Below are 16254 nucleotides of genomic sequence, written 5' to 3'. Positions count from 1 at the left end.
TTATGTGAAAGTGCCGCAGCGATTCAAAATATATGAGTTGTGGATTCATTCTTTCATACTTTGGGAAGCGGGGTTGCTCCGGTCAGGCATCGGGCGGGGCGTGAGGGGAACAAAATGGCGAAATCTGCGACAACAACCAAAAAGCGGTCCGGCAAGAAGGGCGGAAAATCAGCCAGTGTTAAAAAGGCCACTCCGTCAGGCGCATCGGTGTCCCATCCGGAAAGTGCGACGGCGTCAAAGGCGACGGCCAAAGGATCTCCTTCTCCCGGGGGGGATGTCGCGCCGGAATCGCAGGCAAACATGGCAGACGCTGCACAAATCGCCCAAAAGCGCCGGGTCATCAATGATCTGTTCCAGCGGGGTCTGGCCGCCCATCAGGCGGGACAGATTGATGATGCCATCCGCCTGTATAGCGCGTCTCTTCGCCAGAACCCCCAACAACCCGATGTCTGGAACAATCTTGGTGTTGCCCTAAGGCGCAGCAAAAAGTTTGAAGCGGCCCTGATGGCTTATCGTCGTGCCGCTGAACTGCGACCGGAAAATGCCGGGTTATGGTCGAATATGGGCAATTGCCTGCGCGAAATGATGCGTTTTGACGAGGCCATTGTCGCACACAAGAAGGCGCTTGAACTTGATGACAGCATCAAGTCGCATACCTTCAATATGGGGCTTGTCTATCGTGATCTGAACCGGTTTGAAGATGCGCTAAGGCATTTCGATCAGGCATTGGCGATTGATTCCGATTATGTCGACGCCAATTGGGACAAGGCATTGGCACATCTGGCGCTGGGGAACTATGCCGACGGTTGGGCCGGATATGAGACGCGGCGTAAACTTGCCGATAATCCGATCCGTCCGCTTGATATGGCCCCGGAATGGGATGGCAAAACCGATCTTCGTGGCAAACGTATTTTGCTGCGTGCAGAGCAGGGCTTTGGCGACATGATCCAGTTTGCCCGCTTTGTGCCGCTGGTGGCCAGGAAAGCGGGCCATGTCATCCTTGAATGTCGCAAGGAATTATTGCCGATCATGCGCACCGTTGCCGGTGTGGGAACGCTGGTTGAAAAAGGAAGGCCACTTCCGGAATTTGATGTGCATGTTCCGCTTTTGAGTTTGCCCCATGTCATGGGGATCGGCGGCGATGCGCTTTTGAAAATATCGGCTGATCCCTATTTGACGCCGCCGCCGGGCAAACATGTCCGACTGGCGCCAACACCGGGGACGGTTCTTAAGGTCGGGTTGATCTGGGCGGGGAAACTCAATCCGCGTGACCGGTCGTGTCCGATCGAGATGTTGCTTCCGATCCTTTCGGCAAAGGGTGCTGCGTTTTACAGTTTCCAGATTGATGATCGACGTGCCGATCTTGATAAGCTGGGCCTGAATGCGTTTGTGACCGATCTTGGCGATCATATTCATGATTTCGGAGACAGCGCGGCCTTGATGAAGGCGATGGATCTGGTGATTTCGATTGATAGTTCACCTGCCCATCTTGCCGGTGCGCTCGGCGTTCCGGTCTGGATGTTACAGCTGTTTACGACAGATTGGCGCTGGATGGTCGACCGGTCGGACAGCCCTTGGTATCCGACCATGCGGATTTACCGGCAACAGGCACCGGCCGACTGGTCGGTACCTGTCAAAAAACTTTCGGGCGATTTTGCAACGCTTCTTCAGGCGCGGCAACGTGACGAAATGACAGTTTAAAAGAACTGAATTGTCGGGAAATGGCGATATTTCTCAGGTTTCCCTAAATGTTCGATGGGGCGTAACTACCTGAATGGGTAGGATAAAATCCCTTTCGAATAGTTACATCATCTTTTTCGAAGATGCATGATGTTCCTCACGGGTCAGTTGCATTTGATATGCACGGTGGGGGATTTTCTGGGTGGCAAAATTATATCTGTTTGGCTTCGTTGCGGCGTCCATTTTCGCGCTCAGCGGAAACAGTGTATTTGCGCAGGATGAAGAAGTGCGCGGGGTTACTGTTACCCATCCTTCGTTTCCGGTTGTTATGTGCGATTCAGGCGGGAAAACCCGGACATGCGACAGAATGATACTGGGCGAAAATTTCCCGGATCAGGTGGTTTTCTATTCTCACGACAGTCAGAATTTTGGCGCGTATCAGATCCGCTTTCTCAACGAAAAAGAAATCTATTGGGTCCCTGACGACATGATTGTGGTTCAGGGCAAGGAAGTTGCACGTAGTCCGGTCGTCTGCGGGGGAGACATCGGAACACTGGGCGGTAAAGGAACACGGGGTGCAGGCGCAGACTGCGTTTCGGCTAAGGGGAAATAAAAATGAAGAAACTCGGCTTGATTTCGCTGGTTGGTGCGGTTGCACTGACCGGTTGCGTCAAAGATATGCAATTGCTTTCGGGTGACATTCCCGAAAAAGGAAAATTCATCGACACTGTTTCGGTGCCGACACCAAAGACTTACTCGGTTCAGGAAATTCATTCGGCAAAAACGGCTGTAATGGCCAAGTCAATCGGAGAGGCTCCGATTGATGATCTTGAGCAATATGCACAAGGGGTGCTCGACAAGATCATTGCCGTGGCCCCGGCCGGAGCACCGCAAGCCGAGATTGTTCTGATTGGCAATTCGGGTCCGGGTGCCCATGCGGCACGTGAAGGGGTTGTGTTCCTTTATCATTCAGCATTTGAATATCTGCGCAGCGAAGATGAACTGGCCTTTCTTGTCGCGCACGAATACAGCCATGTTTTGATGCAGCATACACCGGAGAATCTGTTTTCTGTACTGCGTCCTTATCTTCTGACGGCTGCTGATATGGCGCTTGGGAATGCGAGTGACCAAAGCGATTTGCTTCGTAAAGCTGGCCAGATGTATGGCAGTGATTTGATTTTGCGTGATCTGTTGCTGCCTAACTGGGATCGCAGCCAGGAGCGGGTAGCTGATTATCTCGGCCTGGATTTGATGGTCAAAGCCGGATACCAGCCAAAGGGGGCATCGGGTTATTTTGAGGTTGCGAAAGAGGCAGAAGATAAATTTGGTGCGAGTTATCAGGTTACCCGAAATCAGCTTGAGCTGTTTCTTCAGGCACAATTTCAGCCGAAAGGCTAGGACAATGCCCTGTTCAACCAGTTCATTTCTGAACTTGGCAATGCCGTCAATACGGTCCAGCAAGAATTGGCAGCCAAGCACGATGACGCGGCAGAACGCGCAGAAGAAATCTTTGCTTACGGGATGCGTGAATATATGCCGGAACGCGCAAGCCGGATGATCCATAAGGAAGCTTTCGATTCTGTTGTTGAGCGGAACAAACAGGCACTGGAAAGCTACCGGATTGCCGGTGAAATCTTGCAGACGTTGCAGCGCGACGACAGTGATATCGATTTCAGGGCTCTTGAAGCCGATGCGCGCAAGGCAGTCAGCGGTGTGACGACAAATCATCCCTATACGCGCTGGGCATTTGCCAAGGTTCGCGAACGTCAGGGCAACCTCAAAAAAGCTGCTCAGAACATTGACCTGATTGGAAACGGCGAAGTTCTTGCCCTGCCTGTCGAAATGAAACGGGCTGAAATACTAAAATCGCTTGGCAATGTTGAAACCGCTTTTGATCGGGTAGAGCAGGTTGCGACCTATTATGACTGGCCTCTTGAAGCTTACCGGTTCATGTACCCGCTTGTGAAAGCAAGCGGCAACAAGGTGCGCGAGAATGAGCTTCTTATCGGTTGCGTTACACGGTATCCGCAGCAGCGTGCAATGTGTGCGGGACAATCCCCGGTTGGCCAAATGGCTGGTATGTAAATGGTGCAGAAAGACACACCAGACGGGCAGCACCACAAGGAATTCAAAGTTGCCCGTCTGAAGCCGTTCTGGTGGGGCGTTATAAACGTGGTGCTTGCCGCGCTCATTTTGCTGATTGAGCCGGATGCCATTGGCGATGCCGTCGATGAATACAGTTATGCCGTTTTTAACAGGACGGTCGGTGCGCCGTTGTACCCTGCCGCGCAGGTGGATGACATTGGTGTCATTTTGCTTGATGACGAATCACTGGCAGGTTTGAAATCAAGTTGGCCGGCCGTGTATGGTTTGCATGCCAAAGTTCTGCGAAAGCTGCTGACAGCCAAGCCAAAGGCACTGTTCATCGATTTTACATTCCGGGACCGGCGTGCTGCACCACCAGCAGGCGCGCAATCGGATGAATGGATGCCGGAACTCTATGTGCATGACGACAGCTTGACGATGCTGGTCGGCACACTTCAGATGTATCAGATGATGGATATACCTGTTTACTTGCAAGCAGGGGCACTGAATTTCTATCAGCATCACGCCGTTTTGTCAGAGCTTGCACCCTATGTGACGCTGGTTGCAGGTTGGGGTGATTTGCGTGGTCAGGCCGATATCAGGGCATTGTCATACCAGCTAGCCCCGGAACTGCGAAATGCGGGCCGTATCGCAGAGATACAGAACGCGGAAGATCTGCCTCTTTGCGATGATGCTGTTATGCGCCGCACAGGTAACGGGAATCTTCGCGGGTGTGACGTTTCAGGTATTACCGCAGCCGCAACAACAATCTATCAGCATTTATGCACCGGCAAGGAACGTGCGCAATCAGTTGAACGTGGCTGGAAATGTGATCAGTCACTCATCATGCCTGCGAAGACAGACAAGTCTTCATGGCTTGCATGGCGCGATGAATTACTGGACCGGCCAATGTGGCTGTCGTGGCCCGACAGGCAGGCCGATTATTCAGAGTGGAAAAAAGCATATGACCAGCACGGGAATGCTATTCCGCCATATGAATGCGGGCCGCAATACACGGATGAGGATGCGTTCAAACGTGTGATTGGAAACCTGGCAGTGCTGTTTGGTTTCAGTAATCGGGCTGACGTAAATTGTTCGCCATTCCATACAATTTCTGCAGAGCAGGTTTTTCGGGATACGCCGTCTGCTGGTCGCTGGGTGGAGAATTTCAAAGACCGTATCGTTATGTATGGTCAGAACCTTCAGGGGTTCCAGGACGTTGTTCGTCCTCCAACGCTCGATACCGATATCCCCGGGGTTTACATACATGCGATGGCTTTGGAAAATCTCCTTAGCAATGGTTCCAGCTACCTTTCGGATAAGGCAACATACAGCTCCTGGCTGACAGCTGACCTCATCGAACTTACAACCCTGATGATCATTATTTTCCTGCGTTTTGGTCTGGCCAAGATTGCGCGTCAGTCATTCCCGTCGCTACCGCAGCCAAGTGTTGCGAGTGACAGGGAATGTCATCCTTGGGAATACTGCCGGCTGACAATCAGGAATAAATTGTCGGTGGTTGTGTCGATGATGAGGGTTATTCCCCGCATGCCAAATGTTGCTGGCGTCTGGTTAAGGAATCGGACGTCGGAGCAGCACTGGGCCGAGTGCCTTGACCCGGAAATGCGTCAATTGGCACGTAATTGGTTTATGTTGCTGATTTGTCTGATCGATTTGGTTGTGAGTGTCGCCATTGTAACCTTTGGTGCGATTGTTCTGGAACTGTCTGTTCTGTCTATTGCACCGGTCAACTGGTTGGCCGTCATCGGTTTGGGAATGCTAAGTTACATTCCGTTTGTACGTTCATTGTTTGCGCAGGAAGAAGAAGCGCTTGATGACGGTCACACAGCACAGCCGGAAAATGCAGGCGAAGCTGCTGAAAAATCGGCAACTATTTGATTTCATGCTATCGTCAGATCAATGGTGGATATCGTTAAGCGACTGCGGCTCTTGCCACATGAGCAAACAAGGCGTAGTTAAGCGCCTTAAATTTGTGAGTCCCTGTCTTGACGGTCTGGTATCGTTCACAATGTGATGACCAACCGTTTTGGCGAACTGATCTGGCGCAGGAGAATTCTTGTGAGCGAAGCTCCTTATAACAAAGGTTTCCCGGTTTCCTGGGAACAGATGCATCGCGATGCACGTGCACTGGCATGGCGTCTTTTGGAAAAAGGCCCGTACAAAGGCATTATCGCAATTACCCGTGGCGGTCTGGTTCCTGCGGCGATCATCGCGCGCGAACTTGATATTCGCCTGATTGATACGGTTTGTGTGCGCAGCTATTCCGACAAAAGCCGTGGCGATCTTGAATGGCTTAAAGGCATCGAAGGTGATGGAACGGACATGCTGATCATCGACGATCTGGTCGATACCGGCAAAACCGCCAAGGCGGTCCGTGAAAAGCTTCCGCACGCACATTTCGCGACGGTTTACGCCAAGCCGCTTGGTCGAGAAATCGTCGACAGCTTTGTCACCGAAGTATCGCAGGATACCTGGATCTACTTCCCGTGGGATATGGAACTGTCGGTCAACGCACCGATATCCGAACGCGCCCGCTAATTGCGTCTCTGTTTCCAGTGACGGGTCAATCGGACCCGTCAGGCAGGAACAGACGCGCATGGAATTTCGCCCGGATTACCGTCATTGAACGTCGTGCGTTTCTTGATGGTCCGGGCGTTTCTTTTGGGGCGGGTTCATGCCCGACTGCCTGACGGGCACGGGCAAATTAATTGCCGCTAACGATTGCGATCTGCTTGCGCGCCTTTCCAAAGCGGGCTATAAAACGCGCGCTTCGCGGGTGTAGTTCAATGGTAGAACGGCAGCTTCCCAAGCTGCATACGAGGGTTCGATTCCCTTCACCCGCTCCAAGCTTTTCCCTCGGAAATTTCTGACTGGTTCGCGTCACATGATCCGGAGTCCGGACATGAGTGGTCGCATTTATGTGTGCTTCCATTCGGGCAACATGCGATCAGTCGATCACGCAAACGCCTTCGGGCACGCTGAACACGGGATTTTACTGTGGGCAGAGCAATGGCGTGCTGAGCCGCAAAGTCAGTCTGACGTTTTTGCTCCAGATCTATTTCCCTGAGAATTTTTTGATCTGCATCGGTTAGTTCCGAAATGAAGGCAGCCAGACAGTCATGGAGACCGGCACTGTCCGGAGAAGTTTGTGCCAGATCGCGCGTCGGGTCTGTCTGCAAATTCTGCAATGCGGTGCGTTCGCGGCCCTGTTTGCGGTAAAAATCAACAACCTTGCTGCGTGCAACGGCATATATCCAGGCGGTCGGGTTGGATGCAGCACCGAGTGTCTGCTTGTTGCGAATGATGGCTTCGAGAATGTCCGAGACCACATCCTCAACCGCATGTCGGGGAATGCGATTTTGCACAAATCTGTGCAGGCCCTTGCGAAGGGCCTGCCAGTCAGCAGATGTGTGATGTGCGGATGCAAATGTCATATGTCTTCAGGCGCAACAAACCTGACCGGATCGGGTTGACTGGTTCGGTTGGTGACCACAGCACGGTGTCAGGGGATTGTCGACAGAAACGTTATTCTGCGCCGGATCATCATCAAGAATACGATACCATTCCCAGGACAGTCCATCGGGCTCTGTGACCCAGAACTTCGACTGTCGTGCATGACAACACCCGGTTTCCCCAACATCACTGGCGGCAAGGTCGCGGTGATGCAGGCGCTCGGCGGCCTTGTCGAATTCTGGTTCTGTCAGACACTCAACGCCGATGTGATTGAGATGTTCTTTTGCCTCGGGATGCTCGAACAGAACAAGTTTCAAAGGTGGCTGATCAATTTCAAAATTGGCATATCCCGGCCTTGTCTTGTGAACCGGACTTGCAAACATCTCGCTGTAAAATGCGATAGCTTCATCAATATTTGCGACATTCAGGGCAAGTTGCAGACGCATTTTCGTCTCCTTCGAAATCATTGTGATGATCAGAAAGACGTGCGTTTGGCTAAAAAGATGCAGGAACGGGAAAGTTTTTTAGAGCAGGAAGCCGTTTTTAGGGCGCTGGCGCAAGATAGTCGTATCCAAGATCACGGGCCTGTTCGTCGCTGCAAATTTGCGGCGTTTCGGTGCGTTTGACTTTGTCAAAGTGTGGATCGAGTGTTCCGACATAATGTTTATCCGGGGTTGGCACAAACAAACAGCGACCGGCTTCACCGTTCAGACGTTTGCCGTCACGCCAGTCAGCTGGCGGCACCATATCGCCCCCATGAATGCCGATCCCGGCATTATCGGCCACTGCAGACAGATTGTCATAGCGATGGGAATAGCCGGGGATAGGCAATGCTTCGCCGTCACTGATCATGGCTGCGGCCACATCACGTTCGCCAATACCACATTCGACAATCGGAAAATCACCGGGCTTGTTTGAACGTTCCGCATCACCGGGCCAGCAATGGACCTTGAACGGTGCCATGGCAAAATATTTGCGAAGCTGCATCGCCGATGACATGCCGCAATCCCAGAAACTGCCATTATGCAGGCATTGCTGACCAAGTTCAGGGGCATCGATCCCCGCAATATCCACAACAACGTTATCAATCACGATTGTATCGCCATCGACTACCAGAACATCCCGGCCATCAGCCTCCAGCGAGACACCATCATTTCTGCTTTTTGCATCTCCTGCGGCGTGAACCGGCTTGTCTTGCGTATAAACCGCAAGCGCAAACAGCACGGGAGCAGCGACCAGAAGGAACAGGCGGAGAAAACGTTGCAATGGGACCTCGGAGGTTCGGCGATGGATCAGTCTTTGTCGAATGACACATCGGATAGAGGCAAAGAACAAGCGAAAAGAACGGCGAAATAATGACATTGATCGATTTCACCGCTCGCTTTTCCCAAAGCGGTTTGACCGTGCCTTGCACAATAACAGGATGCATTCGTAGGGATTTGGGGCTAAAAGCGGGTTTGTCTTTGCGCTGACAGGGAAGCTTCTTTGTTTCGTCTGCAACCCATCTTTTTCGTTGTCGGGGTTATGGTCATCATCATCGGGATATCGATGATGGTGCCTGCTGCCGTGGATTTGTTTTACGGCAATCCGGACTGGAAAATCTTCGCCCAGGCGTCGATGACAACCATCGGACTTGGCGGTATGGCATGCCTTGCCTGCCGATCTGATATCGGTCCGCGGGTAACCGCCCGACAGGGTTATGTCCTGACCGTGGTGTCGTGGATTGCTGTCAGCCTGACAGGAGCCTTGCCGCTTTGGTATTCGTCGCTTGGGATCAGTTTTTGCGATGCGGTTTTCGAAACCGTCTCCGGTCTGACCACCACCGGTTCGACCATTCTTTCCGGACTTGACGAGTTGCCGCCGGGATTGCTTGTCTGGCGATCAATCATGCAGTGGCTTGGCGGGATCGGGATTATTGTAACGGCACTGGCATTGCTGCCGATGATGCGGGTTGGCGGGATGCAGCTTTTCCAGATGGAAAGTTCGGACCGTTCCGAGAAACTCAGCCCGCGCATTCGCGACATGTGCCTTCAGATCGTCCTGATCTATAGCAGCCTGACTGTTATCTGCATTGTGTTGTATCGCGTGTTTGGCATGAGCTGGTTTGATGCCATCAACTATGCCATGACAACGCTTTCGACGGGGGGCTATGCGACGTCCGACCTGTCATTTGCAAAGTTTGATACCAGCCTGTCCCTGCATTGGGTAGCGATCATCTTCATGTTTGCCGGTGGTTTGCCATTTACCGCCTATGCGGTGTTGTTGCGCAAACGCAATATCAAGGCATTGACGGACAATCAGCAGATCAAGATTTTCTGCATGATCATTGCTGGTTTCACCTTGTTATTGACGATCCGGTTGGCCCATATTTCTGATGACAGTCTTTTCCGGTCCTTGACCCTTGCAGCCTTTAACCTTGTTTCGGTCATTACAACGACCGGGTTTGCATCGGGCGATTACCTGTTGTGGGGCCCGGCTGCGATCATGCTGTTCTTCTTTGCGACCTTTATTGGCGGGTGTTCGGGGTCTACATCGGGCGGTTTCAAGATGTTTCGCCTGTATGTGGTATTTACCGGATTGCGGGCCCATTTCATGCGGTTGCGCAGCCCCTCAGCCGTGGTTGTCAGCCGTATCGATCGTCACGAAATCACGTCAGACATCTATAATGCTGTTACGGTTTATGTCTTTCTGCTGGCGGTCAGCTATATCGCAGTCACAATTGCGCTTGGCATGACGGGGCTTGATCTGATTACGTCGATGAGTGCGGCTGCGACCGCGCTTGCCAATGTTGGCCCGGGTCTTGGTAACATTATCGGCCCTGCCGGTAATTTCCAGTCATTGCCCGATTCAGCAAAATGGATTCTTGATGTCGCCATGATCCTCGGACGTCTTGAGTTTGAAACGCTTCTTGTGCTTTTGATGCCGTCCTTCTGGCGCGACTAGACAGGTTATTTTCGAGAAATATCGATTTCTGTGACGGTTACCACAGACTGCAGCTTTGGTTTGGCCCAGGTTTGTGCCATGTTGAGCGTTCAACGAGCAAAACAAACAAAATTTGGACACGGACATGAAGCTGCAGAACAAATTTACACGCAAAACAGCAGCCATTCTTTCTGTCTTGATGGTCGCAGGTGCCGTTTCGGCCTGTTCACCGGAAGTCGGAAGCGAAGAATGGTGTGCGGATCTTAAGGAAAAGCCGAAAGGTGACTGGACTGCAAATGAAGCAGCCGATTTCACCAAACATTGTCTTTTCTGATCGTGTGAATGTCTGACCGGATTGTTCCCAATCCGGTCGATTCTCCTCATTTGTCTGGAAACGCCGTCTTCATGACGGTTAAATCCGCCCTTCGACACCTGCTTGGCGGTGGTACTGTCGAAGGGCGGATTTTTGCGTTTGAATGGCGAAAAACAACGCGGAACAAACTGTTTTCCGCTGCGTTATAGACAGAACATTTCCGCGCATAAGTGCGATGCAGCAAGGTACATTTGCGTTGCCTTGATAAATCCCTATAATGCGCGGCCCGCGAATGATCGCGGTAGTCGAATACGACAACAATTTTTATACGAGGTTAGACAAGTATTATGAGTGCCGAAAATCTCCATGTCGGTGTGATCGGCGCAACCGGTGCGGTTGGCGTCGAGCTGATCAACGTTATGTTTGATCGTAACTTCCCTGTGGGTGAACTCACCCTGTTCGCGTCCGAGCGTTCGGCAGGCAATACCGTGGAGACTAAGTTCGGCACTAAGACCATCGCGCTGTTTTCTGTCGAAGAGGCAAAACAGTGCGATATCGTCTTCCTTGCTGTTTCGGGCGACTTCGCCAAGGAATATGCCCCGCAGATCGCCGAAGGCGCGCTGGTCATTGATAACTCCTCGGCATTCCGTCTGAATGACGATGTTCCGCTGATCGTGCCTGAGATCAATGGTGATCTTGCCAAGACCGCAAAGCTGATTGCGAACCCGAACTGCACCACGGCAATTGCCGCAGTTGCGCTTTGGCCGCTGCATCAGGCCTTTGGCCTGAAAAAGGTCATTGTATCGACCTATCAGGCAGCTTCGGGTGCCGGTCAGCCGGGCATGAATGAATTGCGTGAAGGTCTGGCAGCCGGTCTTGAAGGCAAGCCGGTTCCGGCAGAAGTCTTTGCCCATCCGCTGGCATTCAACGTTATTCCGCACATCGATAGCTTCCAGGATAACGGCTATACCCGTGAAGAGATGAAGGTAACCTGGGAAACGCGCAAAATCTTTGGCGCGCCGGATCTGCCGGTATCGTGCACGGCGGTTCGTATTCCGACCGAGCGTACCCATTCCGAGGCGATTGTCGTTGAAACCGAAAAGGCTGTTACCCCGGCGGCTGCGCGCGAAGTTCTGGCAAAAGCCAAGGGTGTGAAGCTTGTCGATGATCCGGCGAACAACCTCTATCCGATGCCGCTGACGGCGACCGAGCAGTATGACGTGGAAGTCGGTCGTATCCGGTCGAACCTGATCTTTGGTGATCATGGTCTGGAGCTGTTTGTTGCGGGTGACCAGCTGCTTAAAGGCGCTGCGTTGAATGCAGTCCAGATTGCAGAAGCATCCATTGCCGACTGATCCCGACGGGATTTGAACCAATACAGAAACGGCCCCGTCAGGTGATCTGACGGGGCCGTTTCTGTTCGAAGGGTCTTTTATCTAGGCCAGCGAGATGTGGTCACGGCCGGATGCTTTGGCGGTATAAAGTGCGTTATCAACGCGTGCCATCAGGGTATCGAGATCTTCGGATTCACGATATTCCGTTACACCGGCACTGATGGTGACCAGGATTTTATCGCGTCCGAAACGAACGGGGGCCTCGCGGATTTTGTCGGCAAGCTCGCGAGCTTTGGTCATTGCGTCCTGGCGTCCGGTCTCCGGGAACATCACGACGAATTCATCCCCGCCCCAGCGACAAATCAGATCAGACTCACGGACATTCATCCGGATCGAGGTCAGGACGTCGCGCAGGACCGCATCACCGCCCGGATGACCATAGGTATCGTTGATGCTCTTGAAGCCGTCGAGATCGAAACACATGACCGAAAGGGGCGTTTTCTGGCGCTTCGCGGTCTTGGTCGCCTGATCAAAGACCATGTCAAAGACCTGCCGGTTGAGGCTTCCGGTCAGTTTGTCACGTGATGCAAGTTCTTCAAGACGGTTCTGATAATTTCGCACCGTCAGATAGGCAACAAGTCCGACAATGATCGTGATCAAAAGCGAAATAGCGATATTTACAAATAACGTATTCTGAAGGCGGTTATTTGACGAGTAATCGCTCTGTTCCACGATTAAAAGCCAACCGAATTCGGGGACAAGGCGGCTATTGACGAAATAGGTGTGTCCATCCTCCTCGTATGACATCGACGTGCCCGGTGATGTCAGGATCTGGGTGGCGAGCTGGCGCATGCCAGGACGTTCATGCAGGCTATGCGCATTGCCAAATCCACTGCCGCGCAGGGTTACGTGGCCTTCTGTATCGACAAAATAGATCGTTCTGCCATAGCGGTTCTGATAGGTCTCGATCAGGTTGGTGACCGAGTTTACCGAAAGGCCGACCCCGGTAATTCCGATGACATTGCCCTCATAATCGATGACCTGGTAATTTATAAAGATCGATAGTCGGGAACGGTCCACAGTGTCGTGGTCGATATTGATCTCATAGGATTTTTTGGCGTCACGGGCGCGGAAATACCAGCTGTCAGCCGGATCATCTTCGGTGATCTTCTTGATCACGCCGCTCGGATGGTAATAGTTCCGGCTTCTGTCCGAGATGAAATAGGACGTGATGGTGTCATAACGCGACTGGATTTCACGCAGATACTTGATGATTTGGTTCTGATCTTTTTCACCAGACAAGGCCCAGTCGCGGACAAAAGTGTCGTGCGCCATCAGGGAAGAGATAAAAATCGGCTGCAAAAGATCGCGCTGGATTTCCGAATAGATATTGTCGCTGGTAAGTGGCAGCGTTGTTTCGAAAATCTGTTCTTCAAGAGATTCCCGGGCGACATAAAAGCTGACAAAACTTGTTGTTAAAAAGCCGACCGCCAGAAGAACGCACAAAACAACAGCAAAGTATAATTTCTTTCCCTGCACGGAAAGCTCCCCAAAAGCAAATGTCTTATACCGCTGGCGATTTTTATGCTCAGCATTTCCGGTTCCAATAATCTACGGGAAAGCAGGGGGCATTGCACGGGCCAAAATGGCCCGGAATGACGAATGTATTTCATGATTAATTTAGAATCATTCAAAAGAAACCGCCAATCCGGGGACTGACGGTTTCCTGAAACCTGTACGCGCAAAATGCCGGATTTTAGCGGCGGAATACGATTGTTTTGTGATCGTTGCGGAAGACGCGATGCTCACAATGCATCTGGATGGCGCGCGAGAAGACGACAGATTCAATGTCGCGTCCGATCTCGACCATATCATCAGCCGTCATGGAGTGATCAACACGTTCAACCGCCTGATGAATGATCGGGCCTTCATCAAGATCGGCAGTCACATAGTGGGCTGTCGCGCCGATCAGTTTGACACCGCGTGCATGGGCCTGATGATAGGGCTTGGCACCCTTGAAGCTTGGCAGGAATGAATGGTGAATGTTGATGCAGCGTCCTTCCAGTTCCCGGCAAAGATCCGTCGAGAGAACCTGCATGTAGCGTGCAAGGCCAACCAGATCAGCCTGATATTCACCGACCAGATCAAGAAGCTTCTGTTCCTGAACGGTCTTGGTATCCTTGGAAACTGGCAGGTGATAGTACGGGATGCCATACCATTCGACGATGCCGCGCATGTCTTCGTGGTTCGAGACGATGGCGGGGATTTCGATATGAAGGTTGTTCGAGGCAACCCGATGCAGAATGTCATTCAGGCAGTGGCCGAACTTTGACACCATCAAAAGTACTTTTGGCTTGCGATGGAAGTCATGCAGTTTCCACTGCATCGTGAATTTATCGGCAATCGGGGCAAACTTTTCGGTAAATTCGGCGTCGGTGCGCAGTGCCCGGCCGGCTTCGAATTTGACGCGCATGAAGAAGCGCTTGCTGTTGGGGTCGCCAAACTGTTCAAGTTTGGTCACGAACGCGCCTTCGTCAGCAAGGAAGCTCGATACACTTGCGACAATCCCGAAAGTATCCGGGCATGTGATGGTCAGAATAAAGGTTTTGGCGAGTTCGGACATTTCCGCTGCTGCTTTCGTTCGTGAATTTGTTTACCCCGCCGATATAGCGGTGATCCACCCATCTGCCAACCCGGAAATGGCGGATTTCCGCCTATACCAAACCTGCCAGACCAAAAATGCATAGCCGATAAAGGACTGGACTTTATTGTGGCTTGTGCCAAGAATTCCGCTGCTTGTCATGAATGGGGTACATGTTGTCCGTGATTTCGGTTATGCAGTGCCCTGAAAAACCAGAACAGCAAATGCATCATGCCGCAGCATCCGGGGGAGATGCGGCACATATGCCAAGAGGCGTTTCATTGATTGATTTCCGTCCCATTCTTTTCATCGTCGGCATCCTGCTGTGTACGCTGTCTGTAGGCATGTTTATCCCGGCGCTGGTTGATCTTTATTACGGTCAATCGGACTGGATCGTGTTCTCGGCGGCGTCCTTTGTTTCGCTGTTTGTCGGCGGCGCGTTGATCATGATGAACCGCATGGACAATCTTAAGATCAACTCGCGTCAGGCCTTTATCCTGACAACGCTGAGCTGGGTGGTCTTGACGGCGGCCTCGGCCCTGCCATTTGCCTTTTCCGATCTTGATATGTCCTATACCGATGCGTTCTTTGAGGCGATGTCGGGTATTTCGACCACCGGATCTACGGTTATTGTCGGTCTCGATACGGCGCCGCCGGGCATTTTGCTGTGGCGGGCCTTGTTGCAATGGCTTGGCGGGATCGGGATCATCGTGATGGCGATTGCGGTCATGCCGATGCTGCGCGTTGGCGGGATGCAGCTTTTCCGCATGGAAAATTCCGACAAGTCAGACAAGGCGTTCCCGCGTGCGACCCAGATCGCCATGGGCATTGCCATGCTGTATCTGAGCTTTACGGCTCTGTGGGCGATCCTGTTGTGGTGGGCGGGCATGACGCCATTTGATGCGATTGCGCATGCCATGACAACCATCGCCACCGGCGGTTTTTCGACCAAGGATGCCTCGGTCGGCCATTTCGACAGTGCGGCGATTGATGTGATCATCACAATGGGTATGGCAACCGGTGCGCTGCCCTTCATTTTATATCTTCAGATGCTGCGCGGGCAGGGCAATGCCCTGTTTCGGGACAGCCAGGTGCGCTGGTTCCTGACCATTGCGGTGTCGATCATTGTCGGTCTGGCATTCTGGCATTCGGAAACCAACGGTGTACCGTTCCTGACGGCGCTGCGCTTTACATCGTTTAACATTGTCTCGGTCATGACCGGGACCGGATACGCGACGACCGATTACGGTCTTTGGGGGCCCTTTGCAGTTACGGTGTTTTTCTTTGTGATGTTTGTTGGCGGTTGTGCCGGTTCGACGACCTGCGGGGTGAAGATTTTCCGTCTTCAGGTACTTTATGAAATCGCCAAGATCCAGCTTTCGCACATGTTGCGTCCGCATGGCGTGTTCATTGCCTATTACAACCGCAAACCGCTGTCCGAAGATGTGACGGAATCTGTTCTGAGCTTCTTCTTCCTGTTTGTGTTCTGCTTTGTGGTGCTTGCAGCAGCACTTGGCGCGATGGGACTTGATTTCATCACGGCAGTTTCAAGTGCGGGCACGGCGATTGCCAATGTCGGGCCGGGGCTTGGCCCGATTGTCGGGCCATCAGGGAACTTTGCGACGCTGCCCGATGGCGCCAAGTGGTTGATGTCGATCGGGATGCTGATCGGGCGTCTGGAAGTCTTCACCGTTCTGGTGTTGCTGTTCCCGGCATTCTGGCGGGATTAGTTCCCCGTATTGATCGGACTTGTTTTTGCACCCGCAGGCCTTTGGTCTGCGGGTGTTGCTTTTTGGTCTGTTGAC

Annotated in this window: 15 protein-coding genes and 1 tRNA gene; 11 read left to right on the top strand and 5 right to left on the bottom strand. The window is 52.4% G+C overall.

Annotation, left to right across the window (positions count from 1 at the left end; all coding sequences use genetic code 11):
* Nucleotides 1-114 precede the first annotated feature (114 nt).
* The 7 genes from ACTU44_RS00165 to ACTU44_RS00135 all read left to right on the top strand — a co-directional run bounded on the left by ACTU44_RS00165 (nt 115) and on the right by ACTU44_RS00135 (nt 6632).
* Nucleotides 115-1701, top strand: coding sequence for a tetratricopeptide repeat protein (locus ACTU44_RS00165; protein ID WP_462096363.1), 1587 nt, complete (start codon nt 115-117; stop codon nt 1699-1701).
* Nucleotides 1702-2047: 346 nt separating this feature from the next.
* Nucleotides 2048-2293: a hypothetical protein gene (locus ACTU44_RS00160; RefSeq protein ID WP_147251908.1), complete on the top strand. Its 246-nt coding sequence runs from the start codon at nt 2048-2050 to the stop codon at nt 2291-2293.
* A 2-nt stretch (nt 2294-2295) separates the two neighbouring features.
* Complete coding sequence (locus ACTU44_RS00155; protein WP_462096362.1) at nt 2296-3078, top strand: M48 family metalloprotease; 783 nt, start codon at nt 2296-2298, stop codon at nt 3076-3078.
* 66 nt (nt 3079-3144) lie between these two features.
* A complete protein-coding gene (locus tag ACTU44_RS00150) occupies nt 3145-3765 on the top strand; it encodes a hypothetical protein (RefSeq protein WP_462096361.1) in 621 nt (206 codons plus the stop codon).
* Complete coding sequence (locus tag ACTU44_RS00145; RefSeq protein WP_462096360.1) at nt 3766-5664, top strand: CHASE2 domain-containing protein; 1899 nt, start codon at nt 3766-3768, stop codon at nt 5662-5664.
* Nucleotides 5665-5844: 180 nt separating this feature from the next.
* Nucleotides 5845-6324 (top strand): xanthine phosphoribosyltransferase, encoded by a 480-nt coding sequence (gene gpt, locus ACTU44_RS00140; protein ID WP_114096809.1) that lies wholly within the window; start codon nt 5845-5847, stop codon nt 6322-6324.
* Nucleotides 6325-6558: 234 nt separating this feature from the next.
* Nucleotides 6559-6632: transfer RNA gene (locus ACTU44_RS00135), tRNA-Gly, on the top strand.
* Here the strand turns inward: ACTU44_RS00135 and ACTU44_RS00130 are convergent.
* From ACTU44_RS00130 to ACTU44_RS00120, 3 genes are all read right to left on the bottom strand, one after another.
* A complete protein-coding gene (locus ACTU44_RS00130; RefSeq protein ID WP_462096359.1) occupies nt 6621-7220 on the bottom strand; it encodes a sigma-70 family RNA polymerase sigma factor in 600 nt (199 codons plus the stop codon). The genes ACTU44_RS00135 and ACTU44_RS00130 overlap by 12 nt on opposite strands.
* Nucleotides 7221-7226: 6 nt before the next feature.
* A complete protein-coding gene (locus tag ACTU44_RS00125; protein ID WP_114096808.1) occupies nt 7227-7685 on the bottom strand; it encodes an ArsI/CadI family heavy metal resistance metalloenzyme in 459 nt (152 codons plus the stop codon).
* A gap of 97 nt (nt 7686-7782) precedes the next feature.
* Complete coding sequence (locus ACTU44_RS00120; RefSeq protein ID WP_462096358.1) at nt 7783-8505, bottom strand: thermonuclease family protein; 723 nt, start codon at nt 8503-8505, stop codon at nt 7783-7785.
* A 219-nt stretch (nt 8506-8724) separates the two neighbouring features.
* On the opposite strand from ACTU44_RS00120, the gene ACTU44_RS00115 reads away from it, so the two are divergent.
* The 3 genes from ACTU44_RS00115 (at nt 8725) to ACTU44_RS00105 (ending at nt 11829) form a co-directional block, all read left to right on the top strand.
* Nucleotides 8725-10182 (top strand): TrkH family potassium uptake protein, encoded by a 1458-nt coding sequence (locus ACTU44_RS00115; protein WP_336079361.1) that lies wholly within the window; start codon nt 8725-8727, stop codon nt 10180-10182.
* Nucleotides 10183-10306: 124 nt separating this feature from the next.
* Entirely contained in the window at nt 10307-10495 is a 189-nt protein-coding gene (locus tag ACTU44_RS00110) for a DUF3012 domain-containing protein (RefSeq protein ID WP_114096093.1), read from the top strand.
* A gap of 326 nt (nt 10496-10821) precedes the next feature.
* Nucleotides 10822-11829: an aspartate-semialdehyde dehydrogenase gene (locus tag ACTU44_RS00105; protein ID WP_462096357.1), complete on the top strand. Its 1008-nt coding sequence runs from the start codon at nt 10822-10824 to the stop codon at nt 11827-11829.
* Between the two features lie 81 nt (nt 11830-11910).
* On the opposite strand, the gene ACTU44_RS00100 is transcribed toward ACTU44_RS00105, so the two are convergent.
* Complete coding sequence (locus tag ACTU44_RS00100; protein WP_114096090.1) at nt 11911-13347, bottom strand: sensor domain-containing diguanylate cyclase; 1437 nt, start codon at nt 13345-13347, stop codon at nt 11911-11913.
* A 217-nt stretch (nt 13348-13564) separates the two neighbouring features.
* Complete coding sequence (gene purU, locus ACTU44_RS00095) at nt 13565-14431, bottom strand: formyltetrahydrofolate deformylase (RefSeq protein WP_336079357.1); 867 nt, start codon at nt 14429-14431, stop codon at nt 13565-13567.
* 281 nt (nt 14432-14712) lie between these two features.
* Here purU and ACTU44_RS00090 point away from each other — a divergent pair, with 281 nt between their 5' ends.
* On the top strand, nt 14713-16179 hold the full coding sequence (locus tag ACTU44_RS00090; protein WP_258548558.1) for a TrkH family potassium uptake protein: 1467 nt from the start codon (nt 14713-14715) through the stop codon (nt 16177-16179).
* Nucleotides 16180-16254: the final 75 nt, after the last annotated feature.

Source organism: Thalassospira sp. SM2505 (assembly GCF_054901115.1).
This window is presented reverse-complemented; position numbering and strand designations above follow the sequence as displayed.